The following is a 24,337-nucleotide window of genomic DNA, read 5'->3' as shown; positions in this document are numbered from 1 at the left end:
GAGGGATCATCGACGGCAATGGTGGATGATCAAAATAACTTATTAACGGAGAGAGACATGACTAAAAGCCTTTTTGCTCTGGTGCTTGCGATGATGGCACTGGTTGGTCCGGCGCACGCGGAGCAAGGCGTGTCCTCGGACACGATCAAAATTGGTGTATTTGCACCGTTGACCGGTAGCGCTTCTATTTTTGGGCGCGCCGCATACGGAGCTGAAGCGGTGTACCGCGAAGTGAACGAGCAGGGCGGTATTCACGGTCGAAAGATCGAAGTGATTCGCGAAGACGATGCTTGCGATCCCGCACGCGCTATCAGCGCGGTACGCAAGATGACCTCGCAGGAGCATGTCTTTCTGATTCACGGGGGCGTATGCAGTGGCACAGTGATGGCCGTTAGGGACGATCTCGAGCGCCAGAATGTACCGTTTGTGATTCTGGGGGCAGCAAGCGCAGGCATTGTCGATCCGTTCAAGAAGAACCTTTTTCAGCCTATCCCGAATTCTGATGTGGTGGCGGTACAGATGGCGGACTTCGCGATGTCCAAGCCAGGCGCAAAGAAGATCGCCATAATCAGTCACACCGACGAATGGGGAAAAACCAATTCAGAGGTGGCAACCAAGCATCTGAAGGAAAAGTACGGCATCGACCTCGTGGCCAACGTTGCAATAGAGCGCGGTTCCGCGGACGCTACACCGCAGGTTCTTCAGTTGCGTCAATCCAAGCCCGACGCGGTTCTGGCCATGTTGTATCCGGCCGAAACGGCGATTCTCGTCCGTGATGCGCACAAATATGCAATGAAGACGCCCATCATCGGCAACTTTGGCGTATCGCTCGAGGACACGCGCGATCGAGTACGAAATATGGACGCGATGAAGAATTTTTATACCTTCTACGCATACACACCCGCATTAGGCAGCCCGGAGATCGAGCCGTGGACGCGGATGATCACGAAGTACTTCCCAGACCATCGTGCTGATAATTTCAGTTATGAGGGCATGGGCGGTTCATTGGCGGTGATTGAAGCACTTCGTCGCGCCGGCCCCGACTTGACCCGCGACAAATTCATCGCGGCGATGGAGTCTATAGAGAACTTCGAGACTGAGATTCTTAATTCCCCCATCACCTTCAGCGCCACCGACCATGCCGGTGTGAAAGGCGGAGCGATGACGACGTACCGTGATGGCAAAGCAGTCGTACTTCGTACGTGGGACGAGAGGTAACACCATGATCGGCCAACTCATAATCAGTGGACTGGCTCAGGGTTCCATTTACGCACTTGTCGCGCTGGGAATGACGATCTTGTTCAGATCGACAGGCGTTGTGAACTTCGGCTATGGGGCGCTCTTCATGGCCGGAGCATTCACGCTGTACGTCTTTACGCAAGTGCTCGGCTTTGGTTTTGGCGCCGGCTTTCTCGCCACTGTCATCGTCATGGCTGTCTTCGGGATGGTCGTGGAACGCTGTCTGATCCGACCCATTATCAATCGCCCCCACGTAACTGTGGCGATGATGACGGTCGCCGTTTCGTATTTTTTAACCGGTGTCGCGCGCTTTTTCTGGGGGCAAGAGGTCCTGCCGATGCCGCCGGTGTTGGATGTTCCCCCGGTCGTCTTCGCCGACTTGGTAATTACCGGTCAGGACCTGATCATTGCGTCAGTCTGCTTGGTGCTCGTGACGGCATTTTTTATCTTCTTTGCAGCAACCCGCCAAGGGAAGCTGATGCAGGCCGCTTCCCAGGTTCCCCGCGGCGCGGCGCTGGTGGGCATCAACGTGCCTGGTTTTCAGTGCACCATGTGGGCCGCCGCGTCGATAGTGGCAGCTATCGCGGGAACTCTGGTTGCCCCGGTGACAATGCTGTATCCCGATATGGGCGCGCACCTTCTTATCAAGGCCTTTGCGGCGATGACGCTCGGTGGATTCGGACACTTTGGAGGCGCGGTGGTCGGTGGAATACTTATCGGCGTGGCCGAACAGCTGGCCGGGGGGTATATCTCGACGGCAATGATCGACATATTCGCCTATTTGGCCATTATTGCCACCTTGCTTATCGTGCCTAGCGGGCTGTTTGGGCGGAAGGAGGTGGTCCGTGTCTGAATTAACTACGACAGGCCGCTCCTCTGTATTTGAGGGCAAGAAAGGATTGGGGCCCCGAGGGATGTTGCTTGGAGCCGGTGTCGCGGCCGCCGTGCTTCCCGCATTCGCGAACGAGTATTGGCAGTTCGTCGCGAACATGGCCCTCGTGTACTGCCTCGTTACGCTGGGATTCAATATCGTTCTGGGTTATCTGGGCCAGCTTGCGTTTGCGAATGTCGCCTTTTTTGGCGTCGGCGCTTACGCAACGGCGATCGCAATGAATGCCGGCTTTCCGCTATTGCTTGCATTGCCGGCAGGCGCCGCGGTAACCGGTTTGGTGGGCTTTCTTTTCGGCTTGCCTGCATTGCGGATCAAAGGTTATCAGTTGGCCATCGTCACATTGGCTGCCGGAGAACTGTTTCGCTGGCTGTATATACACGGCGGCGACATTACCAAAGGCTCCAGCGGGCTGGGCATACCGATGCCTTCTGTATTCGGGATACCGCTAGATAGCGAGATCGCCAAGTACTGGACCTTCTTGGTCATCACTGTCTTGTGCTTCTGGCTGACCCGAAATCTGCTGCGCTCGAGCATAGGGCGAGCGATAGTGGCAGTGCGCAATAACGAATTGGCCGGGATAGGGCTGGGCATGCATGCGGCCGGTTTCAAGGTACTTGCATTTACCTGGAGTGCCCTGCTCGTAGGAATGGCGGGCGGTATGTATGCATGCCTCTTGGGCAGGGTGACGCCCGAAAGCTTTGGCCTGACGCAATTGCTTGTGCAGTTTGCGATGGTTATGGTCGGTGGCCTGGGCAGTTTTGTGGGTTCCGCCTTCGGGGCGCTGCTACTTACCGCGGTGCCTGAAGTGTTGCGCAACTTTCCCGGGCTCGAAGAGATCTTCTTTAGCGTTCTCTTAATGATCGTCCTGCGTTTCGCGCCTCAGGGCATAGGCGGAGTCATAAGCGCACGCGTGCCCGCGCTGCGTGACACTTTTGTGGGAGGCAAGTCATGACGCCTCTGCTGTCCGTGGATAACGTAAGCATCAAGTTCGGCGGGCTGGTGGCAGTTGCCGACGCTTCTTTCAGGCTTCACGCGGGCCAGATATGCGCATTGATTGGTCCGAACGGCGCGGGCAAATCTACGCTATTCAACGCGGTAAACGGCTTTGTCCCCACTGCGGGCGGCACGATCCAATTCGATGGACAGGACGTGGCCGGCATGCGCCCCGACGCCATTGCGCGCATGGGCATGAAACGCACCTTTCAAAACGGCGGCGTTTTCGGTTCGATGACTGTACTGGAGAACGTGTTGACGGGGCTTCATGTGGCGACCCGGCGGCGCATAGTGGGCAACGCGCTTGGCCTCAGAAGCGCGAAGGTCGAGGAGCGCGCGTCGATAGAACGGGCTCGCGAGATTCTTCGTGCCCTGGATATCGAAGAGCTCGCCGACGTCAAAGTAGACGACCTTGCCTCGGGTCAGCAGAGGCTTGTCGAGATAGGCCGGGCGTTGGCACAGAAGGCCAAATTGATTTTGCTCGATGAGCCGGCAGTGGGTTTGTCTGCAAGCGATCGCGTGAACCTCGGTGATTTATTGAGGCGCCTGGCCTTGGACGGCATCGGGATTCTATTGGTGGAGCATGTGCTTGACCTGGTCATGTCGGTATCGGACCGCATCATAGTACTGAATCATGGCGAGATCATCGCGGACGATACACCCGAGCGAATCAAGGCCAACCCTCTCGTGCTGGAGGCCTATCTTGGAAACGAATGATGTGATGCTCGACGTACGCGATCTGGTGGTCCACTACGGCAAGGCCCCTGCCTTGCGCGGCGTATCGCTCGATGTCGGCAAGGGCGAAGTGGTGGCGCTGTTAGGGGCGAATGGCAGCGGTAAGACCACCTTGCTCAATACGATCAGCGGATTTCTCGTCCCGCGAGCCGGACAAGTATCTATCAATGCCCGTGTACTGACCGGCCAGCCTCCGCATGTCGTTTTCCGTGAAGGCGTTGCGCACGTATCACAATACCGCGATCTATTCGGCCAGCTTTCTGTCCGGGACAACCTCATTCTGGGTGCGGCGGTAAAGGGAGATCGGTCCGACACGGCGCTCGAGCTTGTGTATGCCAAGTTTCCGCGCCTTAAAGAGCGTTCTGCCCAACGCACGATTACCTTGTCCGGCGGCGAACAACAAATGCTGGCCATTGGACGGGCTCTGATGTCTCAACCCGAGATCCTGCTCTTTGACGAGCCGTCCGCGGGGCTGGCTCCCAAGTTCGTCGATGAAATCGGACGGATCATGCAGGAATTGAAGGAGGAAAGCCGCACCATGCTTCTTGTCGAGCAGAACATGCGATTGGCCATGTGTGTGGCGGATCGTTTCTATGTCCTGCGCGACGGCCAGGTGGTGGCGCATGGGACGGGCGAAGAGCTTCGCAGCGATTTCAGCGAGCTCGCGAAAAGACACTATTTGTAGCAAGGCAATGTCAGAGGACGGAAAATGAGAGAAAGTTTGCTGTACATAGATGGCCAATGGACCGGAAGCTCCGACGGTCAGACGTTCGATATCGTCAATCCTTCGACCGAAGAAGTCATTGCAAAGGGTGCCTGGGCAAGCAAGAAAGACCTGGACAGCGCACTTGCGGCGGCTTTGAAAGGGTTTCATGCTTGGCGGTCTGTGTCTCCTTATGACCGCAGCCGGCTAATGCGCAAGGCCGTGGCCGTACTGGAATCTCGCCGGGAAGACATTGCGCGGATCATGACGCTCGAGCAAGGAAAGACACTGGCCGAAGCGAGCGGCGAGATGGGCGTTTGCATCGCCAACCTCGAGTGGATGGCAGAGGAAGCGACACGCGGTTATGGCCGAGTTCTACCCGAGCGAACCGCCAATTTGCGCCAACACATGATTAAGCAACCTATCGGGCCGGTCGCCGCGTTTTCACCATGGAACTTCCCGGCTCAGACTCCGGGGCGCAAGATAGGCGGTGCGCTTGCGGCGGGGTGCTCGATCATCCTGAAGCCGTCCGAAGAAACCCCGATGACGGCCGCTGAGATCGTTCGTGCCTTTCACGACGCGGGGCTTCCACCGGGAGTGCTCAATCTGGTACATGGGCACCCGGCGGAAATATCCGAGCATCTGATTAAGTCGCCGATCATTAGAAAGATTTCATTCACCGGGTCTACCGCGGTTGGAAAGGGATTGCTCCATCTTGCCGCCGATGGCGTCAAACGGGCCACGATGGAACTCGGGGGGCATTCTCCGGTCGTGGTCTTCGACGATGTGGATCCAGTGAGCGCCGCAAAGCAAGCCGTAGCAGCCAAGATGCGTAACGCAGGCCAAGTATGTACCAGTCCGACACGATTTTATGTGCAGGATGGCATTTATAAAGAGTTTCGCGATGCTTTCGTGGAGGAAGCCCGCGCCATACGAATCGGCGATGGCATGGACCCCTCGACACAAATGGGGCCATTGGCCAACGCGCGCAGAGTCGCGGCCATGCAAGCAATGGTCGAAGACGCGCTGGATCGGCATGCCAAATTGCTATGCGGCGGCAAACGGATCGACCGCCCCGGCTATTACTTCGAGTTTACAGTGCTTGAGGACGTTCCCCGCAATGCGAAGATGAAAGCCGAGGAGCCGTTCGGCCCCATGGCTTCCATTGAGCGGTTCAACGATTTCGAACAGGTTTGCCGCAATGCAAACGACACGCCGTACGGCTTGGCCGCTTATGCGCTGACAGATTCGGCAAGCCGCGCTGCCGCCATCAGCGAGGCGTTCGAGGCAGGCGTCGTAGCCATTAATAACTATTCGGTGTCCACGCCGGCGTCTCCGCTCGGGGGGGTCAAAGACAGCGGGTACGGCTTCGAAGGGGGCATGGAAGGGCTGGACGCCTACCTGATCTCCAAATCAGTCATGCACAAGTTGGCCGGTCCGCTTTAATCCGAGGAGAATTTGGATGAATATGAATGTAGTGCGCGATGTCGAGGACGAACCTGTAGACAAGATGGCGATGTGGTGGCGTTCTTCCATCACGGAGATTGCGCCGGACGTAATACGTCTAAGGGGTTATCCCATACAGGACCTGATCGGCAATATCACTTTTCCGGCCGTGGTATGGTTGATGACTCGTGGCGAGCTTCCCACTGCCGCGCAGGCAAGGTTGCTGGAGGCGGTCCTCGTGGCTGGTGTCGATCATGGGCCATTGGCGCCTTCCCTGTCGATTGCGCGCATGGCGGCTACCTGCGGCGTGGGTCTCAATAATGCGATTGCGTCGGGAGTCAACGTATTGGGCGACGTGCATGGCGGGGCGGGGGAGCAGTGCATGGAGTTTCTCGCGGGAATTGAACAGGCCCTGGACACCGACTCGGCGCTTCAGCCCGCTGTTTCGCAAGCCCTGTTGGAATTTCAGAAAAAGCGAGGGCGCTACATTCCTGGATTCGGCCATCGTTTTCATCGTGTAGACCCCAGGGCGGTCCGCATTGGAAAGCTGCTGGACGCAGCGATACAAGAGGGCGTTATATCTGGAGATATTGTCCGGATAGCGCGCGCTGTGGAGCGATATTTCGAGGACAGCGGCCGGAATGTGCCGATGAATATCGATGGGATCACGGCGGTGGTGCTGCTCGAGCTGGGATTTCCTCCCCCCCTGGGCAGAGGCATTTTCATTCTTTCGCGCAGCGTCGGCATCTGCGCGCACGCGTGGGAGCAAACTCAGCAGGGCGGGCGCATCAAGGGGCCGGTGCCGAAGGACTGCGGATTCAAATACGAAGGGCCGCCTAAGCGTGTAATTCCTGGCGAGTGGCTGGCCTGAACGGTATGCTCGCTGTTGGTTTGCCCGCACGCCCTAAAAGATGCTAGAATCTATTGTTTTTCACATCATTTTCAAAGGATTACCTATGGTGGTGATTCGTTTAGCCCGCGGTGGCTCGAAGAAGCGTCCCTTTTACAATGTAGTGGCAGCCGATTCACGCAATCGTCGTGACGGCCGTTTTATCGAGCGCCTGGGTTTTTACAACCCGGTAGCCAACGAAGGCCAGGAAAACCTGCGCCTGGCCCTGGACCGCGTCGAGTACTGGGCCAACAACGGCGCCCAGCTTTCGCCCGCCGTTACGCGACTCGTTAAAGAATACTCCGCCAAAGCGGCTGCCTGATCGCAGCCGGCCTGATCGGACGAAGTCGGCATGACCGACACGCAATCCGTTGATTCGCCGCACAATCTGATCGAGTTGGGGCGTATCGTCTCGGCTTATGGCGTTCAGGGCTGGGTCAAGATCCAGCCGCATTCGTCCCAGGCCGAGGTCTTGCTGCAGTCCAAAGACTGGTGGTTGAAAGCGCCCGTTCCGCCTGCCGGCGGGGCGGGCGCTTTTGCGCCTTTCCGGCGCGCCGCTGTACAGGCTGCGCGTCCCCAAGGCTCGACCGTGGTGGCCCGGCTCGATCTTTCCCCCGATCGAAACGCGGCCGAGGCGCTCAAAGGCCATACCGTCTGGGCATCGCGCTCGCAGTTTCCGCCCGAAGAAGAAGACGAATACTACTGGGTCGATCTGATCGGCTGCCGGCTGTATGGGCAAAAAGACGGCCAGCCCGAACTCATCGGCCAGGTCGTCGACGTTTCCGATAACGGCGCCCATGCCGTGCTGCACGTGGCCCGCGGACGCCTCGACGGCAACGGCGAGATCGCTCTGCTGCAAAACGAGAAGGGCCGCCGCATCGAGGTGCTGGTGCCTTTCGTCAGCGCCCACGTCCATACCGTCGACATTGCCGCCAAGCGGCTGGAAAGCGACTGGCCGGTCGACTTCTAGCCGCCGCCATGCGCTTCGACGTCATCTCCCTGTTTCCCGAGCTGTTTTCCGCCGTGCGCGATCACGGGGTGACCGGCCGCGCGCATAGGCAGGGGCTGTGGTCGCTGCGGGTCTGGAACCCGCGCGATTTCACCCACGACGTCCACCGCACGGTCGACGACAGGCCCTACGGCGGCGGGCCGGGCATGGTGATGATGGCCCAGCCGCTTGAAGAGGCGGTTCATGCGGCGCAGGCCGATCGCGCCGATGCGCCGGTATGGCTCATGAGCCCCACGGGCCGACGCTTCGACCAGCGCATGGCGCAGGAGCTGTCCGAAGGGCGGGGCGCCATCCTGGTCTGCGGCCGCTACGAGGGCGTCGACCAGCGTTTCATCCGGCGCTGCGTCACCCACGAGGTGTCGATGGGAGACTTCGTGCTGTCCGGTGGCGAGATTCCCGCGCTGGCCATCATGGACAGCGCCGTGCGGCTCCTGCCCGGCGCGCTCAACGACCGCGAATCGGCCCACCAGGATTCTTTTCACGAGACCTTGACGGGTCTGCTGGACAGCCCTCACTACACGCGGCCCGAGGTCTATCAAGGCGAATCGGTGCCGCCCGAGCTGCTGTCGGGCCATCATGCCAACATCGCCTTATGGCGCCGCCGCCAGTCGCTGGCCCTGACCCTGGCCCGCAGGCCGGATCTCATCGAAGCTGCCCGCGCGGCAGGGCGGCTCAGCAAGGCCGACGAAGCGTTTCTGGCCTCTCTCAAGCATTAGTCCTTTAGCGCTGTCGACTGAGAGTGCTTCATCTGAATCGGATTGGGTCGCCAATTCGAGAGTGAAGTCTTGTGAGTACGGTCTAGGCAAGTCGCTTAAGCAAGCCAACGGTGGCGGGGATATGTAAAGCGGGCGTCGGAGGGCGCTGCGTTCGGCGCATTGGCGTGGGGGGTGTCGGCGAGAGCCTGTTCGAGTCCCGAAGCGCGCAGCGCTGAGGTCGAGTTCTCCCGCCGCCCACGCCAATGCGCTGAACGCGGGAAGTTCGGCAAAGCCGAACCGCCTGACCGCCCGCTTTACATATCCCCGCCACCGTTGGCGTTTTAGTACTCAAAACAGCCTTAAATAGCAAGGCAATTTTTGACTGGTAACTTGCTTTTTGTGTCCTTAAGCGCCGGCTGTGGCAGGAAAGTCTTCAAGCGGGCGGTCGGGCGGTCCGGCTGCGCCGGACTACCCGCGTCTGCCTCGTACGCGTGGGCGGCGAAAGAACTCGCCCTCAGCGCTACGCGCTTCGGAACTCGGACAGCTTTCGTCGACTGCCCCCAACGCTCCCTTCGTCAGCCCGCGGCGCCCTCCGACGCCCGCTTGAAGACTTTCCTGCCACAGCCGGCTTGCGGCAGTGACGTATTGCGGGTTCAGCGCGCTAGCCCAGTCGCTCCATCTGCTCGCGCACCTTCTGCAAGGTTTCCCCAAACTGCGCGACCCGCGCCTTTTCCTGCTCGACCACTTGTGCAGGCGCCCGCTGCAGAAAGCTCTCGTTCGACAGCTTGGCCTGTGCCTTGGCGATTTCTTTTTCGAGACGCTCGATCTCCTTGCCCAGGCGGGCGCGTTCGGCTTCGACGTCGATCTCGACGTGCAGCATGAGTTGGGTCGTGCCCACCACCTGCACCGGCGCGCCGACGTCGGGCAGCGCCGATACGATTTCCACGCTTTCCAGCTTGGCCAGCGCCGCCAGGTAGGGACTGTTGGCCGCCAGCACTTGCGGATCGCCCAGGGCGATGAGCGGCACCCGCTGGGCCGGCGAAAGATTCATTTCGCCGCGCAGCGCGCGCACAGCCTCGACCTGCGCCTTGAGCTCGGCCACCTGGGCCTCGGCCTGCGCATCGAGCCGCTCCGGATCGGACACCGGATAAAGCTGCACGCAGATGCTGGTTTCATCGTCCGCGGCGCGCTTGCCCGCCACCACCGACACCTTCTGCCAGAGCTCTTCGGTTATGAAGGGCATGATCGGGTGGATCAGCCGCAGCACCGTCTCGAGCACGCGGATGAGGGTGCGTCGCGTGCCCAGCTGCTGCGCCGGCGAACCCTGCTGGATCTGCACCTTGGCGAGTTCCACATACCAGTCGCAGTACTCGTCCCACACGAAGTGGTACAGGGCATTGGCGACGTTGTCGAAGCGGTATTCGTGGAAGCCGCGCTCGACCTCGGCCTCGAGCTGCTGCAGCAGGCTGACGATCCAGCGGTCGGCGAAGGACAGCTCTTGCGATTCGCCGCCCGAGAGATCATGGCCCTCGGTATTCATCAGCACGAAGCGCGTGGCGTTCCAGAGCTTGTTGCAGAAGTTGCGATAGCCCTCGCAGCGCTTGAGGTCGAAATTGATGTTGCGGCCCAGCGTGGCGTAGGCCGCCATGGTGAAGCGCAGGGCGTCGGTGCCGTAGGCCGGAAAGCCCTGGGGGAAATCCTTGCGGGTGCGCTTTTCGATGCCGGCCGCCTGGCGCGGATTCATCAGCCCCGTGGTGCGCTTGGCGACGAGCTGGTCGAGCTGCACGCCGTCGATGAGGTCGACCGGGTCGATGGTATTGCCCTTGGACTTGCTCATCTTCTTGCCTTCGAGGTCGCAGATGAGGCCGTGCACGTAGACGTCGCGGAAGGGCACCTGGCCGGTCATGTGCATGCTCATCATGACCATGCGGGCGACCCAGAAGAAGATAATGTCGAAGCCCGTGACCAGCACGCTCGAAGGCAGATAGCGGGACAGGTCGGGCGACTCTTGCGGCCAGCCCAGGTCGGTGAAGGGGACCAGGGCGGACGAGAACCAGGTGTCCAGCACGTCGGGGTCGCGCGTCAGGGGTTCGGTGACGCCGGCCTGGCGCGCCTGGTCGAGCGCCTCTTGTTCGGAGCGGGCCACGAAGATGCGGCCGTCGGGCGCATACCAGGCGGGAATCTGATGACCCCACCAGAGCTGGCGCGAAATGCACCAGTCCTGGATTTTTTCCAGCCACTGATTGTAGGTGGTGGTCCAGTTCTCGGGGTAGAAGCGGATGCGGCCGTCGGCCACCACTTCGAGGGCGACTTCGGTGATGCTTTTGCCGGGATGCAGCGTGCCCCCGGGCGCGGGCTTGCTCATGGCGACGAACCACTGGTCGGTCAGCATCGGTTCGATGACCGTATTGGTGCGATCGCCGCGCGGCACCATCAGCTTGTGCGGCTTGACGGCCTGCAGCAGGCCTTGCGATTCGAGATCGGCCACGATCTGCTTGCGGGCCTCGAAGCGGTCCAGCCCCCGATAGGCGGCCGGACTGTTTTCGTTGATGCGGGCGTCCAGGCTGAGGATGCTGATCTGGGGCAGGCCGTGGCGCTGGCCGACGGCATAGTCGTTGAAGTCGTGCGCGGGGGTCACCTTGACGACGCCCGTGCCGAATTCGCGATCGACATAGTCGTCGGCAATGATGGGGATTTCGCGGTCGCACAGCGGCAATTGCACATTCTTGCCGATGAGGTGGGCGTAGCGCTCGTCCTCGGGGTGCACCATGACGGCGACGTCGCCCAGCATGGTCTCGGGGCGGGTGGTGGCCACCACGAGATGGGCGAGGCCGCCCTCGGGCTGGACGAGGGGGTAGCGAATCTCCCACATCGAGCCGTCTTCTTCCTCGCTGACGACCTCCAGGTCGGACACCGCCGTGCCCAGCACCGGGTCCCAGTTGACCAGGCGCTTGCCGCGGTAGATGAGCCCTTGTTCATGCAGGCGCACAAAGGTTTCGACCACGCCGCGGGACAGGTTTTCGTCCATGGTGAAGTATTCGCGCGCCCAGTCGGCCGAAGACCCCAGCCGCCGGAATTGCTCGGTGATGGCGCTGCCGGATTTTTGCTTCCATTCCCAGACCCTTTCGACGAATTTTTCGCGGCCCAGGTCGTGGCGCGAGACGTTTTGCGCATCGAGCTGGCGCTCGACCACGATCTGGGTGGCGATGCCCGCATGGTCGGTGCCCGGGATGAAGACCGTGTCGTCGCCCTTCATGCGGTGGTAGCGCACCAGGCCGTCCATGATGGTCTGGTTGAAGGCGTGTCCCATGTGCAGGGTGCCGGTGACGTTGGGCGGCGGGAACTGAATGGCATAAGGGACGCTCTGATAGCCTGGAGCCGGTTCGACGTGGCGGCCGCCCTTGAAATAGCCTTGCGTTTCCCAGCGGGAATACCAGCGCGATTCGATTTCCTGGGGTTCGAAGCTTTTTGAAAGCTGGGCGGAGACGTTCGTTGCAGAATCAGAGGTCATAGCGGAAAAAACCTGAAGTAACGCGGCCAGGGCGCGCGCCGGGCGGTTCGACGCGGTCGAGCGTGTATCGAACAGGCGGGTGGCGGGCGCGCTATTGGGCGGATAAAGAGGGCGCCCATGCCCGATGGGTAATCCGCCATTTTATGATGGAGTGGCGTTTCATGGGCATGTTAAAATGTGCGGTTAGCGAAAACTTCGCAGAAGTCATTGTTTTGTCTTGGAAAATTCGTTTTCCACAACCTCGCGGTTTCCGACTTGCCGGGCCGGCAGGAATGCAGGCGCATTCTTGTGCGGCCAGTGGGCGGAAATCTTCGTCTATTCCTTGGATATTTTATGGCTATTGAACGCACTCTTTCCATCATCAAGCCCGATGCCGTCGCTAAGAACGTCATCGGACAGATCGTCGCACGTTTCGAACAGGCCGGCCTGAAAGTCGTCGCGGCCCGTCTGCAGCAATTGTCGCGCGGCGAAGCCGAGCGTTTCTATGCCGTGCACAAAGAGCGTCCTTTCTTCAAGGATCTGGTCGACTTCATGGTTTCGGGTCCCGTCTTCGTCCAAGTGCTCGAAGGCGACAACGCCATCCAGAAGAACCGCGACCTGATGGGCGCCACCGATCCCAAGAAGGCCGAGCCGGGCACCATCCGCGCCGACTTCGCCGACAGCATCGATGCCAACGCCGTCCATGGTTCCGACGCGGCCGAGACGGCGGCGGTCGAAATCGCCTTCTTCTTCCCCGAAAGCAACGTTTATAGCCGTTAATCTCCGGCCCGCGTAACGCGGGCCCTTGTCTTGCCCATGTCGTCTGTCGAACCTGTAAATCTTCTTGGCCTTGGCGGCCCCGAACTGCGCGATCTCGTGGCGCAGTGGGGCGGCAAGCCGTTTCGCGCCAAGCAGCTGCAGCGCTGGATGCACCAGCGCGGCGAGGATTCGTTCGACCACATGACCGACCTGGCGCGCGATTTTCGCCGCCAGCTCGGCGAGCGGTGCGCCATCGTCGCGCCGCGCGTGGCGACGGAGCAGCGCTCGACCGACGGCACGCGCAAGTGGCTGTTCGACGTCGGGCGCGACAATGCCGTCGAAACCGTCTTCATTCCCGAGGACGACCGCGGCACCTTGTGCATTTCCAGCCAAGCGGGCTGCACGGTGGCCTGCCCGTTTTGCTCCACCGGTTACCAGGGCTTCAACCGCAATCTCACCACGGCCGAGATCATCGGCCAGCTATGGCATGCCAAGCGGGTGCTCGAGGCCGATCTGGCCAGCGCGCGCATCCCGGGGGCCGCTGGCGCCAGCGCGTCCGAACCCGTCCGCGTGATCAGCAACGTGGTGATGATGGGCATGGGCGAACCCCTGCTCAACTACGACCAGGTGCTTGGAGCCTTGCGTCTCATGCTCGACGACAATGCCTACGGCCTGTCGCGGCGCCGGGTCACGGTATCGACCTCGGGCGTGGTGCCCATGATGGACCGTCTCGCGCGCGACTGCCCCGTGGCGCTCGCTGTGTCGCTGCATGCGCCCAACGACGCGCTGCGCGACAAGCTCGTGCCGCTCAATCGCAAGCACCCGCTGTCCGAACTGCTGGACGCCTGCAATCGCTATCTCGAGCATGCGCCCCGCGATTTCATCACCTTTGAATACATCATGCTCGACGGAGTCAACGATTCCGACGAGCATGCGGCGGAATTGATCGCTATTGCAAAACGCGTGCGATGCAAGTTTAATTTGATTCCGTTCAATCCCTTTCCGCAGTCGGGCCTGAAACGTTCGCCTGCGGCTCGTGTGCGACTGTTCGCACAGCGTCTCATGGATGGTGGCGTCGTCACTACGGTGCGCAAGACCCGCGGCGACGATATCGCAGCCGCGTGCGGGCAGCTCGCCGGCGACGTCAAGGACCGCACTCGCATCGATCAGCGGTTGCCCAATCGTGCGACCATAGCCATCAAAGAGGAACGCGAATGAACAAACCGCTGCTCCGAGCTGTCAGCTCCACACCCGAACCCATCGCCGAGCCCGACGAGGCAAAAGGCCTGGGCGCATCGCTGCGCGCGATGCGCACGTCCAAGGGCTGCAGTCTTTCCGACGTCTCTGCGCGCCTGAAGTACTCTGTGCGCCAGCTCGACGCGCTCGAGAACGAGCAATGGGACCGGCTGCCCAACGGCGTCCTGCTTCGGGGGCTGGTCAAGAACTACGGCCGTTTTCTCGAAACGGACGTGGACGCCTTGCTGGCCATGCTGGATACCCAGGTAGGCACTCAGTCGGCCGCGTCGGTGTCGGTGCCTGTTCCGGCGGCCTCGCTCAGCGGCGCCGACCTGCCCCTGCATCCCGAAGGCGGTTCGCGCTCCTGGGGCTGGCTGCTGGTCATCGTGGTGCTGCTGGTCGTGGCCGGCGTCTATGCCATCGATCGCGGCTGGGTGCCCGACTCCTGGCTGATCTTCGATTGGCTCAAAGCCCTCAAGCAATGACAGATTTCTCCCAGCCCGACCTGTGCGCGGCCAACCCCGTACCGGTGGGCCCCGCGGCAAGACGTTCCACCCGAGGCGTGGCAGTGCGCTGGCGGGACAATGCCGTGCGTGTGGGCGGCGGGGCGCCGGTGGTCGTACAGTCCATGACCAACACCGATACGGCGGATGCCGTGGCCACCGCCATACAGGTCAAAGAGCTCGCCTTGGCCGGGTCCGAACTGGTTCGCATCACGGTCAATACCCCAGAAGCGGCGCGGGAAGTACCCGCCATCCGCGAGCAGCTCGACCGCATGGGCATGTCCGTGCCGCTGGTGGGCGACTTTCACTACAACGGCCACAAGCTGCTCAGCCAGTTTCCGGAATGCGCCCAGGCCTTGTCCAAATACCGCATCAACCCCGGCAATATGGGCGGCGGGAAAAAGCGCGACGACAACTTCGCGCAAATGATCGAGATCGCCGCTCGCTATCAGAAGCCGGTGCGCATCGGCGTCAACTGGGGCAGCCTCGACCACGAGCTGATGGCGCGCATGATGGACGAAAACAGCAGACGGCCGCAGCCGTGGACGGCCCAGGCCGTCATGCGCGACGCCCTGGTCGTATCGGCCATCAGCAACGCCCGCCGGGCTGAAGAACTGGGCCTGCCGGGCGACGCCATCGTGCTGTCGTGCAAAGTCAGCCACGTGCAGGACCTGATCGCCGTCTATCGCGATCTGGCCTCGCGTTGCGACTATCCCGTGCATCTGGGCCTTACCGAAGCCGGCATGGGCAGCAAGGGCATCGTCGCCTCCACCGCGGCGCTGGCCGTGCTGCTGCAAGAGGGCATCGGCGATACGATCCGCATTTCTCTCACTCCCGAGCCCGGCGGCGATCGCACGCGCGAAGTGGTGGTGGCCCAGGAGATCCTGCAAACCATGGGCCTGCGCGCCTTCACCCCCATGGTCGTGGCCTGCCCGGGCTGCGGGCGCACCAGCAGCACCGTGTTTCAGGAACTGGCCGACAGCATACAGTCGTATCTGCGGCGCCAGATGCCCATCTGGAAAACCCGTTATCCCGGCGTCGAGACCATGAACGTGGCGGTCATGGGCTGCGTGGTGAACGGGCCCGGCGAAAGCCGCCATGCGGACATCGGCATCAGCCTGCCCGGCACGGGCGAGGTGCCCTCGGCCCCGGTCTATATCGATGGCGAGCGTACGGTCACGCTCAAGGGCGACCATATCGCCAGCGAGTTCCAGGCCATCGTCGAGAATTACGTCGAGCGGCGCTACGGGGTGCCGGGCGCGCAACGACCTTAACCGATCCTATAAAAAAAGCAGCTATGTCGCAGTCGTTCAAGAAGGTCCATGCCATCACCGGCATGAAGGACATCCTACCCGATGGCAGCGCCCACTGGGAACATCTGGAAGAAACCGTGCGCCAGTGGCTTGCCGCCTATGGCTACCGCAATATGCGCACGCCCGTGCTCGAGCAGACCCGGCTCTTTACGCGCGGCATCGGCGAGGTGACGGACATCGTCGAAAAAGAAATGTATTCGTTCACCGACGCGCTCAACGGCGAGCAACTGACCATGCGTCCCGAGTTCACCGCCGGCATCGTGCGCGCGACCATAGAGCACAATCTGCTCTACGAGCGGCCGCAGCGCGTGTATGCGCTGGGTCCGGTCTTTCGCCATGAAAAGCCCCAGCGCGGCCGCTACAGGCAGTTTCACCAGATCGACGTCGAAGCGCTGGGCATGGCCGGCCCCGACATCGATGCCGAAATGATCATCATGCTGGCCCGGCTCTGGAAGACGCTGGGCCTGGCCGACATCCGCCTGGAGCTCAACTCGCTGGGCCAGGCGGACGAGCGCAGGGCGCACCGCGAGGCCCTGGTGCGCCATCTCGAGCAGCATATCGACGTCCTCGACGAAGAAGCGCGCCGGCGCATGCACACCAATCCCCTCAGGGTGCTGGACACCAAGAACCCGGCCATGCAAGAGATGGCCAACAGCGCGCCGCGCCTGTTCGATTTTCTGGGCGAGGCTTCGCGGGCCCATTTCGACGGCGTATGCAAGCGGCTGGACGATGCGGGCATCGGCTACAGCCTCAATCCGCGCCTGGTACGAGGGCTGGACTACTACAACTCGACGGTCTTCGAATGGGTCACCGACCGGCTCGGCGCTCAGGGCACGGTATGCGGCGGCGGGCGCTACGACGGGCTGATCGAATTGCTGGGCGGCAAGCCGGCTCCCGCGGTGGGCTTTGCCATAGGCATGGAGCGGCTGCTCGACCTGTGCGAGCAGTCCGGCGCATTCCAGGCCGCGGCCGAATGCCAGATATACCTGGTGCACCAGTCGGACGAAGCCCAGCGCGCGGCGGCCGTCCTGGCCGAAAAGCTGCGCGATGGCGGTTTTAAGGTTATCGTTCATCCCGGTTCAGCGAGCTTCAAGTCGCAATTCAAGCGCGCCGACGCAAGCGGGGCGCAGGTGGCCGTCATCCTCGGAGAAGACGAACTGCGCAACCGGCAAGCCAGCATCAAGTGGCTGCGCCGGACGGACGACGCCCAAGCTCAGCAAGAGACCATCCCCATGGATAGTCTGGTCGAAGAATTGAAACAAAAGGTCTAAGGCATGGCATACGATTTAGAAGAACAGGAGAAACTCGACGCGTTGCGGGCATGGTGGGACCGCTACGGCACCTTGATCGCCGTGGTGGTGATCGGTGCGGTGCTGATCTTCGCCGGCTGGCGGGCCTGGCAGTGGTACCAGGGCCATCAGGCCGCACAGGCCATGGGCTATTTCGAGGCGCTCGAGAACGCCGCCATGCAACAGACCGAAGATTCCACGCCGCGCATCAAGGCGGCCAGCGCCACCCTGCGCAAGGACTTTCCCGATTCGGGCTATACCTCGCGCGGCATTCTCATTGCGGCGGCCGCTCTCAAGACGCAGGGCGATCTCGATGGCGCGCGCGAACAGCTCGAATGGCTCATCTCGAAGGGCGGCGATCCGGCGCTGGTGCCCCTGGCCCGATTGCGCCTTGCGGGCATCCTGCTCGAACAGAAGCAATACGACGAAGCGCTGGCCCGCCTCGAGCCGGCCGCGCCCGCCTTCGAAGGGCTTTACGCCGACCGCCGGGGCGACATCCTGGTGGCCCAGGGCAAGAAGGACGAAGCGATCGAGGCCTGGCAGACCGCCATCGCCCAACTTGGCGACGATCCGCTGGTGCAGGTCATTCAACTCAAAATCGATGCAAACGGTGGAGCCTAAGCCATGAAATCAACCCCCATCCGTCGTATTCTGGCCGCAACCGCTCTAGCGCTGGGCGCCTCCGTCCTGGCGGGCTGCTCGATGTTTTCGGCGAGCAATCCGCGCTACGAGCCCGTGCCCCTCACCGAGTATCCGGCCGGCGTATCGGCCAATATCGCCTGGAACGTCTCCATCGGGCGCGACGGCGGCGCCGGCTTCATGCCGCAGGTCGTGGGCGATTCCGTCTACGCGGCCGCGCCGAACGGTTCCGTCGTCAAGGTGGCCCTGGGCACCGGGGCGGTCCAGTGGCGAGGCGACGCCGGCAAAGCGCTGTCGGCGGGCGTCGGTTCCGACGGCAACATCACCGCCGTCGCCGCCCGTGACGGCAGCGTCATAGCGTTCGACGAGCAGGGCCGCGAAAAATGGCAGGTGCGCGCCTCGAGCCAGGTCGACATTCCGCCCGCGGTGGGAGCGGGCATCGTCGCCGTGCGCAGCAGCGACTACCGCATCCAGGCCTTCGACGCGGAAACCGGCGAAACGCTGTGGAATGTGCAGCGCCCGGGCCCCGCGCTGGCGCTCAAGACCAATATGCAGATGCTCATCATGGAGGACATGCTGATCTCGGGCCTGCCCAACGGCCGGCTCATCGCCATCGACGCCGCCAGCGGGGCGGTGCAGTGGGAGGGCACGGTCACGGTATCGCGCGGCGCCACCGACCTGGAGCGCATCAGCGACATCGTGGGCGCGCCGCAGGTGCAGGGTCCTTTGCTGTGCGGCGTGGCGTATCAAGGCCATATCGTCTGCTTCGACATCACGCAGGGCGGGCGCCCGGTCTGGGAACAACCCTTCTCCAGCACGACCGGCATGACCACCGATCCGCATCAGGCCTACGCCGTCAATCAGCGCGACGTCGTGTTCGCCTACAGCCTGGCCAACGGGCAGGAAGCCTGGAAGCAGGAAGGCCTGCGCAACCGCCGCCTGTCGGGTCCGGCCGTGGTGCCGCAGGCGCTTGCCGTGGGCGACTACGAGGGCTATGTGCACTTCCTGTCGCGCAGCGACGGCAGCCTGCTCGGAAGAGTGCAGGTTGGCGGCGGCGCCGTGGTGTCCCCCTTGGTGGGCAGCGATCGCGGCGTGCTCGTGCAGACGGGCAACGGCAATCTGGTTCTGGTTGGCATCAATTGAAAAACACTTTGTTCAAGCCGGTCGTCGCCCTGGTGGGGCGGGCCAACGTCGGCAAGTCCACCTTGTTCAACCGCCTGACACGTTCCAGGGCGGCGCTGGTGGCCGATTTTTCGGGCCTGACCCGCGACCGCCACTACGGCGAAGGCCGCATGGGCGACCGGCCCTTTCTGGTGGTGGACACCGGCGGGTTCGAACCCGTGGCCAAGGACGGCATTTTGCGCGAAATGGCGCGCCAGACGCAGCAGGCCATCGCCGAAGCCGACGTGGTGATCTTCCTGGTGGATGCCAGGGCGGGCGTCAACGCCCACGACCACGAGATTGCGCGCCTGTTGCGCCGTTCGGGCCAGAAAGTAGTGCTGGCCGTCAACAAGGCCGAAGGCATGCGCCATGGCGGCGCGGTCGCCGAGTTCCACGAGCTGGGCCTGGGCGAGCCCTGGCCCATTTCCGCCTCGCATGGCGATGGGGTGGCCGACCTGCTGGACAGGGCGCTGTCGCATCTGGACGAGGCGGAAGACGCGGCAAGCACGCCTGCATCGTCCATCGACGCGGATGCCGATGCCCATGCCGCCCATGAAGGCGCCGACGACGATACGGCGCCGCACGAGGACGCTGCTGCGCAGAATGAGGGCGACTCGATCGGCGACCCCGTCGATCACCGCATCAAGCTGGCCATCGTCGGACGCCCCAATGTGGGCAAATCGACGCTCATCAATACGCTGCTGGGCGAAGAGCGGGTCATTGCCTTCGACATGCCCGGCACCACCCGCGACGCGATCGAGATCGAGTTCAAGCGCGGCAACAAGTCGTACACGCTGATCGACACCGCCGGCCTGCGCAAGCGGGGCAAGGTGTTCGAGGCCATCGAAAAGTTTTCCGTCATCAAGACGCTGCAGGCCATCGAGGCCAGCAACGTCGTGGTGCTGATGCTGGATGCCAGCGCCGAAATCTCCGACCAGGATGCGCACATCGCCGGATTCATCGTCGAGACCGGACGCGCGCTGGTCGTCGCCATCAACAAATGGGACGGGCTGGACGACGAACAGCGCGATCGCATCCGGCGCGAATTCGACCGCAAGCTGCGCTTTCTGTCCTTCGCCAAGATGCATACGGTTTCGGCCCTGAAGGGGCAGGGCGTGAACGCGCTGCTGCGCTCGGTCAATGCGGCGCATGCGGCGGCCTTCGCCAAGCTTTCCACGCCCCGCCTGACGCGCGAGCTGATTGCCGCCGTCGAACAGCAGCCGCCGCCGCGCAAGGGCATTTTCCGGCCCAAGATGCGTTATGCTCACCAGGGAGGGCAGAACCCCCCGCGCATCATCGTGCACGGCAACGCGCTCGATGCCGTGCCCGACTCCTATCGCCGCTACCTCGAAACGCGCTTCCGCACGGCGTTCAATCTGGACGGCACCCCCCTGCGCATAGAGTTCAAGTCATCCCAGAATCCTTACATACAGGAGTCCAAGTGAGCCGTTTCTGGAGCGACCACGTCGCCGGTCTGGTTCCCTACACCCCGGGCGAGCAGCCCAAGGTCGCCGACCTGCTCAAGCTCAACACCAACGAGAACCCCTACGGGCCGTCGCCCCTGGCCCTGAAGGCCATCAAAGAGGCCGCCGACTCCCGCCTGCGTCTGTATCCCGACCCCGAGTCGAGGGCTTTGCGCGAGGCGATCGCCGCGCGCCATGGGCTGGCTGCCGAACAGGTCTTCGTGGGCAACGGCTCGGACGAAGTGCTGGCTCATGCATTCCATGGGTTGTTCATGCGGGCGGAAAGGCCGCTGTTGATGCCGGACATCACCTACAGCTTCTATCCGACCTACTGCCGCCTGTACGGCATTCCCTGTGAAACCGTGGCGCTGAGCGACGATTTCGCACTCGATCCCCAGGACTACATCGGCGAGCGGGCGCAGCGGGCCGCGGGCATCATTTTCGCCAACCCCAACGCGCCGACCGGCATGGCGCTGGGGCTGGATGCCATTGCCCGCATTGCCCGCGCCAATCCCGACACCGCCGTGGTGGTGGACGAGGCCTACGTCGATTTCGGCGCGGAGTCGGCGGTGGCGCTGGTGGCCGAACTCGACAACCTGCTGGTGGTTCACACCCTTTCCAAGTCGCGCTCGCTGGCGGGGCTGCGGGTGGGCTATGCCATGGGTTCGGCCGGCCTGATCGAAGGCCTGCGCCGGGTGAAGGACAGCTTCAATTCTTACCCGCTCGATATGCTGGCTCAAGCCGGCGCGCTGGCCGCCTTGCGCGACGAAGCCTATTTCGAGAAGACGCGGCAAGCCATCATGCGATCGCGCGACCAACTGGCGGTCGATCTGGCGCAGATGGGATTCGACGTACTGCCCAGCATGACCAACTTCGTTTTTGCGCGCCACCGCTCGAGCGATGCCGTCAAGCTGGCGGCGGCATTGCGCGAGCGCCGCATTCTGGTGCGCCATTTTGCCCTGCCGCGCATCGACCAATATTTGCGCATCACCATAGGCACGGATGCCGAGTGCGAGCGCCTGTGCAAAGCGCTGGCCGAAATATTGGGAAAAGCGCAGTAAAAAAGTCGCGCAAAAATATACACTAAGTCAATAGTCTGTCGTGGCGCATTGCGGGAAAACCCTGTAAAGTATCTCTTTGAGCGTCATCTCATATAACAACACAATTGGAGCTAAGCCAATGAGCAATAAAGGGCAAACACTACAAGATCCATTTCTGAACGCTTTACGTAAGGATCACGTGCCCGTTTCCATCTACCTCGTCAACGGAATCAAACTGCAGGGTCAGGTCGAATCGTTCGATCAGTACGTCGTTCTACTGCGCAACACAGTCACGCAAATGGTCTACAAGCACGCCATCTCCACCGTCGTACCGGCCCGTCCGGTTGCGTTCCAGGTGGATGATCAATCTGCAGCGTAGTCCGCTTGGCTTCAGTCAGCATGAAAAACCCGCCGAGTGCAGCGCGCCGGCGGGTATTTCGTTTATAGGACGCCAATGAGGGCATTGATAGTCAGCGTCGATCTGGGCAGTCCGGATTACCAGGCGCATGCCGATGAATTCGTCATGCTGGCCGAGGGGGCGGGCGCAGAGATCGTCGGAACCGTGGTCGCCCGCCGGGCGCGGCCGGACGCCGCGCATTTCATCGGCAAGGGCAAGCTCGAAGAGGCCCAGCTGATGGCCGAGCACGGCGAGGCCGAGATCATTCTGTTCGACCAGGCTTTGAGTCCGGCCCAGCAGCGCAACCTCGAAAGGGCGTTGAACCTGCGGGTGGTCGACCGCGTCGCGCTCATCCTCGACATTTTCGCCCTGCGCGCCAAAAGCCACGAAGGCAAGCTGCAGGTCGAGCTGGCCCAGTTGCAGCATCTGTCGACCCGGCTCACGCGCTTGTGGACCCACCTGGAGCGGCAGCGGGGCGGCATAGGCATGCGGGGCCCGGGTGAATCGCAGCTTGAAATGGACCGGCGCATGATCGGCGCCAAGGTAAGGCTGCTCAGAGAACGGCTGGACAGGGCCCAGCGCCAGCGGGCCACTCAAAGGCGTGCGCGCGCCCGGGGCAATACCCTGTCGGTGTCCCTGGTGGGTTATACCAACGCCGGCAAGTCGACACTGTTCAACGCGCTGACCCGCGCCGATGCCTACGCCGCCGACCAGCTGTTCGCCACGTTGGACACCACCACGCGCAAGCTCTGGATAGAGGGAACCGGCCAGGTGGTGCTGTCCGACACGGTAGGCTTCATACGCGACCTGCCCCCGACGCTGATCGCGGCCTTCAGGGCCACGCTCGAAGAGACCGTACATGCCGATCTGCTGCTGCATGTGGTCGATGCGTCCAGCCACCAGCGCGAAGAGCAGATCGCCGAGGTGCGCAAGGTGCTCGAGGACATCGGCGCGGGCGCGATTCCCACCATTCTGGTCTATAACAAAATAGACGAGGCAGGCTATGTGCCCCGGGTCGAGCGCGACGAACATGGTACCATTGCGCGAGTATTTGTAAGCGCCCTGAGGCGTGCCGGCTTGGACGGTTTGCGTGGGGCAATTGTCGAGGCAGGTCAGACTACGAGACACAATGCGTTCAATATCGAAAATTTTCAACCTGAATGACCCGGGTTGGGGGCGTGGCGGCAACAACAGCAACGACTCCGAACCGCCTCGCCGGCCCAACCAGGGCGGCGGCCCTCCAGATCTCGACGAAGTCTGGCGCGATTTCAACAACCGGCTGGGCGCGCTGTTCGGCCGCAAGCCCCGCCGCGGCGGCAGCGGCAATGGCGGGGGGGCCGGTCCCGGCGCCTCGCTGCCCAAGGGGTCGCCCAAGACCATCGCCGTCATCTTCATCATCATCGTCGCGCTGTGGCTGGCCAGCGGCTTCACCATCGTCCAGGAGGGACAGGTGGCGGTGGTGACGCGCTTCGGCGCCTATACCAAGACGCTGACGCCGGGCCTGCAGTGGCGCCTGCCTTATCCCATCGAAGACTCCCAGACCGTCAACATCGCCCAGCTGCGTACCTTCGAAGTGGGCTTCCGGGGCAACGCGCGCAACAAGGTGCTGTCCGAATCGCTGATGCTGACCACCGACGAAAACATCGTCGACGTGCAGTTCGTCGTCCAATATAGGCTCAACCCCGAAGGCGCGCCCGACTATCTCTTCAAGACCAGCCAGCCCGACGAGTCGGTGCGCCAGGCGGTCGAGACGGCCATGCGCGAGGTGGTCGGCCAGCAGCCCATGGACTCCGTCCTGTATTCGGGCCGTACCGAAATCGCCACGCGGGTGCAGCGCTTTGCGCAGGACATCCTCGATCGCTACCAGACCGGCATCCAGGTCAGCACCGTGGCCATCCAGAACGTGCAGCCGCCCGAGCAGGTGCAGGCGGCGTTCGACGATGCCGTCAAGGCCGGCCAGGACCGCGAACGCCTCATCAACGAAGGCAACGCCTATGCGAGCCAGGTGCTGCCCGAGGCCCAGGGCCAGGTGGCGCGCATGGTGCAGCAGGCCGAAGGCTACCGCGCCCGCGTCATCGGCGACGCCCAGGGCGATACGGCGCGTTTCGCCAGTGTCGAAGGCGAGTACGCCAAGGCGCCGGACGTCACGCGCGAACGCATGTATCTCACCACCATGCAGGACATTCTTGAAAATACGGCCAAGATCGTCGTCGACGCCGGCGGCAGCAACAATATGCTGTATCTGCCGCTGGACAAGATCGCCGGCCAGGCGGCGCGCAAGCCCGCCCCAGAGTCCGGTTCGAATTCCGCCGGTTCGGCCGCGGCGGCCGCCGCGGGCGGGGCGGCATCGCAGGGCGGCTCGACCCCCTCGTCGCCGCGAGGCACTCCGTATGGCAACGGCGCCGCGGGCGCGCTCGCCAATCCTTATTCGCGCTAATCGGGGGCC

23 protein-coding genes are annotated in these 24,337 nt (G+C 62.4%); 22 read left to right on the top strand and 1 reads right to left on the bottom strand.

The window, feature by feature from the left end:
• Window positions 1–57: 57 nt before the first annotated feature.
• The 10 genes from CSC67_RS17795 (at window position 58) to trmD (ending at window position 8,622) form a co-directional block, all read left to right on the top strand.
• Entirely contained in the window at window positions 58–1,218 is a 1,161-nt protein-coding gene (locus CSC67_RS17795) for an ABC transporter substrate-binding protein (RefSeq protein WP_167752949.1), read from the top strand.
• Between the two features lie 4 nt (window positions 1,219–1,222).
• On the top strand, window positions 1,223–2,092 hold the full coding sequence (locus CSC67_RS17790; RefSeq protein WP_118995796.1) for a branched-chain amino acid ABC transporter permease: 870 nt from the start codon (window positions 1,223–1,225) through the stop codon (window positions 2,090–2,092).
• Window positions 2,085–3,083 (top strand): branched-chain amino acid ABC transporter permease, encoded by a 999-nt coding sequence (locus CSC67_RS17785; RefSeq protein ID WP_135227478.1) that lies wholly within the window; start codon window positions 2,085–2,087, stop codon window positions 3,081–3,083. The genes CSC67_RS17790 and CSC67_RS17785 overlap by 8 nt, the downstream gene beginning before the upstream one ends.
• On the top strand, window positions 3,080–3,841 hold the full coding sequence (locus tag CSC67_RS17780; RefSeq protein ID WP_118995868.1) for an ABC transporter ATP-binding protein: 762 nt from the start codon (window positions 3,080–3,082) through the stop codon (window positions 3,839–3,841). The genes CSC67_RS17785 and CSC67_RS17780 overlap by 4 nt, the downstream gene beginning before the upstream one ends.
• Window positions 3,828–4,544 carry an ABC transporter ATP-binding protein gene (locus CSC67_RS17775; RefSeq protein WP_245220280.1) on the top strand — a complete coding sequence of 239 codons (717 nt, stop codon included), beginning with the start codon at window positions 3,828–3,830 and terminating at the stop codon, window positions 4,542–4,544. Before CSC67_RS17780 ends, CSC67_RS17775 begins: the two co-directional genes overlap by 14 nt.
• 24 nt (window positions 4,545–4,568) lie before the next feature.
• The gene (locus CSC67_RS17770; protein ID WP_118995793.1) at window positions 4,569–6,008 is read left to right on the top strand and encodes an NAD-dependent succinate-semialdehyde dehydrogenase; all 1,440 of its coding nucleotides are present in this window, start codon (window positions 4,569–4,571) and stop codon (window positions 6,006–6,008) included.
• A gap of 16 nt (window positions 6,009–6,024) precedes the next feature.
• Window positions 6,025–6,879, top strand: coding sequence for a citryl-CoA lyase (locus tag CSC67_RS17765; RefSeq protein WP_118995792.1), 855 nt, complete (start codon window positions 6,025–6,027; stop codon window positions 6,877–6,879).
• Window positions 6,880–6,964: 85 nt separating this feature from the next.
• Window positions 6,965–7,219, top strand: coding sequence for a 30S ribosomal protein S16 (rpsP, locus tag CSC67_RS17760; RefSeq protein WP_118995791.1), 255 nt, complete (start codon window positions 6,965–6,967; stop codon window positions 7,217–7,219).
• Window positions 7,220–7,249: 30 nt separating this feature from the next.
• Window positions 7,250–7,867, top strand: coding sequence for a ribosome maturation factor RimM (gene rimM, locus CSC67_RS17755; RefSeq protein WP_118995790.1), 618 nt, complete (start codon window positions 7,250–7,252; stop codon window positions 7,865–7,867).
• An 8-nt stretch (window positions 7,868–7,875) separates the two neighbouring features.
• Complete coding sequence (trmD, locus tag CSC67_RS17750) at window positions 7,876–8,622, top strand: tRNA (guanosine(37)-N1)-methyltransferase TrmD (RefSeq protein ID WP_118995789.1); 747 nt, start codon at window positions 7,876–7,878, stop codon at window positions 8,620–8,622.
• A gap of 640 nt (window positions 8,623–9,262) precedes the next feature.
• Here trmD and CSC67_RS17745 read toward each other — a convergent pair.
• A complete protein-coding gene (locus tag CSC67_RS17745) occupies window positions 9,263–12,112 on the bottom strand; it encodes a valine--tRNA ligase (protein WP_118995788.1) in 2,850 nt (949 codons plus the stop codon).
• A 333-nt stretch (window positions 12,113–12,445) separates the two neighbouring features.
• On the opposite strand from CSC67_RS17745, the gene ndk reads away from it, so the two are divergent.
• The 12 genes from ndk (at window position 12,446) to hflK (ending at window position 24,328) form a co-directional block, all read left to right on the top strand.
• Window positions 12,446–12,871 carry a nucleoside-diphosphate kinase gene (ndk, locus tag CSC67_RS17740; RefSeq protein ID WP_118995787.1) on the top strand — a complete coding sequence of 142 codons (426 nt, stop codon included), beginning with the start codon at window positions 12,446–12,448 and terminating at the stop codon, window positions 12,869–12,871.
• A 36-nt stretch (window positions 12,872–12,907) separates the two neighbouring features.
• Window positions 12,908–14,068, top strand: coding sequence for a dual-specificity RNA methyltransferase RlmN (gene rlmN, locus CSC67_RS17735; RefSeq protein WP_118995786.1), 1,161 nt, complete (start codon window positions 12,908–12,910; stop codon window positions 14,066–14,068).
• Window positions 14,065–14,571: a helix-turn-helix domain-containing protein gene (locus CSC67_RS17730; RefSeq protein WP_118995785.1), complete on the top strand. Its 507-nt coding sequence runs from the start codon at window positions 14,065–14,067 to the stop codon at window positions 14,569–14,571. The genes rlmN and CSC67_RS17730 overlap by 4 nt, the downstream gene beginning before the upstream one ends.
• Complete coding sequence (gene ispG, locus CSC67_RS17725) at window positions 14,568–15,863, top strand: flavodoxin-dependent (E)-4-hydroxy-3-methylbut-2-enyl-diphosphate synthase (protein WP_118995784.1); 1,296 nt, start codon at window positions 14,568–14,570, stop codon at window positions 15,861–15,863. The genes CSC67_RS17730 and ispG overlap by 4 nt, the downstream gene beginning before the upstream one ends.
• A 23-nt stretch (window positions 15,864–15,886) precedes the next feature.
• Window positions 15,887–17,173, top strand: a complete 1,287-nt coding sequence (gene hisS, locus CSC67_RS17720; protein ID WP_118995783.1) for a histidine--tRNA ligase — start codon at window positions 15,887–15,889, stop codon at window positions 17,171–17,173.
• 3 nt (window positions 17,174–17,176) lie between these two features.
• Window positions 17,177–17,812 (top strand): YfgM family protein, encoded by a 636-nt coding sequence (locus CSC67_RS17715; protein WP_118995782.1) that lies wholly within the window; start codon window positions 17,177–17,179, stop codon window positions 17,810–17,812.
• 3 nt (window positions 17,813–17,815) lie between these two features.
• Complete coding sequence (gene bamB / locus CSC67_RS17710) at window positions 17,816–18,973, top strand: outer membrane protein assembly factor BamB (RefSeq protein WP_118995781.1); 1,158 nt, start codon at window positions 17,816–17,818, stop codon at window positions 18,971–18,973.
• The gene (der, locus tag CSC67_RS17705; RefSeq protein WP_209304350.1) at window positions 18,970–20,436 is read left to right on the top strand and encodes a ribosome biogenesis GTPase Der; all 1,467 of its coding nucleotides are present in this window, start codon (window positions 18,970–18,972) and stop codon (window positions 20,434–20,436) included. Before bamB ends, der begins: the two co-directional genes overlap by 4 nt.
• Entirely contained in the window at window positions 20,433–21,515 is a 1,083-nt protein-coding gene (gene hisC, locus CSC67_RS17700; protein WP_118995779.1) for a histidinol-phosphate transaminase, read from the top strand. The genes der and hisC overlap by 4 nt, the downstream gene beginning before the upstream one ends.
• 118 nt (window positions 21,516–21,633) lie before the next feature.
• Window positions 21,634–21,873, top strand: a complete 240-nt coding sequence (gene hfq / locus CSC67_RS17695; protein WP_026067862.1) for an RNA chaperone Hfq — start codon at window positions 21,634–21,636, stop codon at window positions 21,871–21,873.
• 75 nt (window positions 21,874–21,948) lie between these two features.
• On the top strand, window positions 21,949–23,055 hold the full coding sequence (gene hflX, locus CSC67_RS17690) for a GTPase HflX (RefSeq protein WP_118995778.1): 1,107 nt from the start codon (window positions 21,949–21,951) through the stop codon (window positions 23,053–23,055).
• Window positions 23,021–24,328, top strand: coding sequence for an FtsH protease activity modulator HflK (gene hflK / locus CSC67_RS17685; RefSeq protein ID WP_118995777.1), 1,308 nt, complete (start codon window positions 23,021–23,023; stop codon window positions 24,326–24,328). The genes hflX and hflK overlap by 35 nt, the downstream gene beginning before the upstream one ends.
• The last annotated feature ends 9 nt before the right edge of the window (window positions 24,329–24,337 follow it).

The sequence above is a fragment of the Pusillimonas caeni genome, assembly GCF_003545815.1.
Taxonomy (GTDB): Bacteria; Pseudomonadota; Gammaproteobacteria; order Burkholderiales; family Burkholderiaceae_B; genus Pusillimonas; species Pusillimonas caeni.
The sequence above is the reverse complement of the archived record's forward strand: the minus strand, read 5'-3'. Positions and strand labels throughout refer to the sequence as shown.

What these genes read in the sequence shown, in the direction of transcription:
- bamB (WP_118995781.1), top strand. Translation starts at nt 17,816, where the DNA reads ATGAAATCAACCCCCATCCGTCGTATTCTGGCCGCAACCGCTCTAGCG.
- rpsP (WP_118995791.1), top strand. Translation starts at nt 6,965, where the DNA reads ATGGTGGTGATTCGTTTAGCCCGCGGTGGCTCGAAGAAGCGTCCCTTT.
- CSC67_RS17715 (WP_118995782.1), top strand. Translation starts at nt 17,177, where the DNA reads ATGGCATACGATTTAGAAGAACAGGAGAAACTCGACGCGTTGCGGGCA.
- rimM (WP_118995790.1), top strand. Translation starts at nt 7,250, where the DNA reads ATGACCGACACGCAATCCGTTGATTCGCCGCACAATCTGATCGAGTTG.
- CSC67_RS17770 (WP_118995793.1), top strand. Translation starts at nt 4,569, where the DNA reads ATGAGAGAAAGTTTGCTGTACATAGATGGCCAATGGACCGGAAGCTCC.
- CSC67_RS17795 (WP_167752949.1), top strand. Translation starts at nt 58, where the DNA reads ATGACTAAAAGCCTTTTTGCTCTGGTGCTTGCGATGATGGCACTGGTT.
- ispG (WP_118995784.1), top strand. Translation starts at nt 14,568, where the DNA reads ATGACAGATTTCTCCCAGCCCGACCTGTGCGCGGCCAACCCCGTACCG.
- hisS (WP_118995783.1), top strand. Translation starts at nt 15,887, where the DNA reads ATGTCGCAGTCGTTCAAGAAGGTCCATGCCATCACCGGCATGAAGGAC.
- hflK (WP_118995777.1), top strand. Translation starts at nt 23,021, where the DNA reads ATGCGTTCAATATCGAAAATTTTCAACCTGAATGACCCGGGTTGGGGG.
- ndk (WP_118995787.1), top strand. Translation starts at nt 12,446, where the DNA reads ATGGCTATTGAACGCACTCTTTCCATCATCAAGCCCGATGCCGTCGCT.
- CSC67_RS17790 (WP_118995796.1), top strand. Translation starts at nt 1,223, where the DNA reads ATGATCGGCCAACTCATAATCAGTGGACTGGCTCAGGGTTCCATTTAC.
- hfq (WP_026067862.1), top strand. Translation starts at nt 21,634, where the DNA reads ATGAGCAATAAAGGGCAAACACTACAAGATCCATTTCTGAACGCTTTA.
- CSC67_RS17765 (WP_118995792.1), top strand. Translation starts at nt 6,025, where the DNA reads ATGAATATGAATGTAGTGCGCGATGTCGAGGACGAACCTGTAGACAAG.
- CSC67_RS17745 (WP_118995788.1), bottom strand. Translation starts at nt 12,112, where the DNA reads ATGACCTCTGATTCTGCAACGAACGTCTCCGCCCAGCTTTCAAAAAGC.
- CSC67_RS17730 (WP_118995785.1), top strand. Translation starts at nt 14,065, where the DNA reads ATGAACAAACCGCTGCTCCGAGCTGTCAGCTCCACACCCGAACCCATC.
- rlmN (WP_118995786.1), top strand. Translation starts at nt 12,908, where the DNA reads ATGTCGTCTGTCGAACCTGTAAATCTTCTTGGCCTTGGCGGCCCCGAA.
- hflX (WP_118995778.1), top strand. Translation starts at nt 21,949, where the DNA reads ATGAGGGCATTGATAGTCAGCGTCGATCTGGGCAGTCCGGATTACCAG.
- CSC67_RS17780 (WP_118995868.1), top strand. Translation starts at nt 3,080, where the DNA reads ATGACGCCTCTGCTGTCCGTGGATAACGTAAGCATCAAGTTCGGCGGG.
- trmD (WP_118995789.1), top strand. Translation starts at nt 7,876, where the DNA reads ATGCGCTTCGACGTCATCTCCCTGTTTCCCGAGCTGTTTTCCGCCGTG.